This is a genomic window from Bradyrhizobium sp. WSM4874, from assembly GCF_055811835.1.
Map to the genome: position 1 here is coordinate 1 of NZ_JBVVPR010000185.1, position 683 is coordinate 683.

Below are 683 nucleotides of genomic sequence, written 5' to 3' on the forward strand. Positions count from 1 at the left end.
GCCGATGCGCTGGTGGACGTGACGGTGGTTGATCTGGAGACGGCCACGCCAGCCTGGGCAAACCTGCCGGCCTCGGATCCCGACCCGCGTGCGCTCGGCCTGAGCCCACGCCACCTCGCCTATGTGATCTACACCTCCGGATCCACCGGAACCCCCAAAGGCGTCATGATCGAGCATGCGAGCACCGTGAACCTGCTGCATTGGAGCAGCGACGTGTTTGCGGAATCCGAGATCAGCCGCACGCTGTTTTCTACCTCGATCAGTTTTGATCTGTCCGTCTATGAGTGCTTCGTTCCGCTTTCGCAAGGAGGCACACTTTATCTTGTCGAGAATGCGCTGGCGCTGGCGCAGGTGTCCTTGGATGTCACCTTGATCAACACAGTGCCCTCGGCGATCGCCGCTCTGGTCGACAAGAAAGCCGTGCCGGTTTCGACGAGCGTCATCAATTTGGCGGGAGAGCGGCTGACGGCGAGCCTCATAGAGAGGATCTTCGAGAGCAGTCGCGTCGAGAAGATTTGTAACCTCTACGCTCCTTCCGAAACCACGACGTATTCAACCTGCATCTGCATGCGAAGGGGAGAGACTATCGTCGAGACGATCGGCCGTCCGATTGCGAACACGCGGGTCTATCTGCTGGACGGTCATGGTGCGCCCGTTCCGTTCGGGGCGGTGGGGGAGCTCTA

1 protein-coding gene is annotated in these 683 nt (G+C 60.2%); it reads left to right on the forward strand.

Annotated elements, in window-relative coordinates:
• Nucleotides 1-683, forward strand: a 683-nt coding sequence (locus AC0L3P_RS39950) for an AMP-binding protein (protein WP_473309454.1), incomplete at both ends; no start/stop codon positions are given.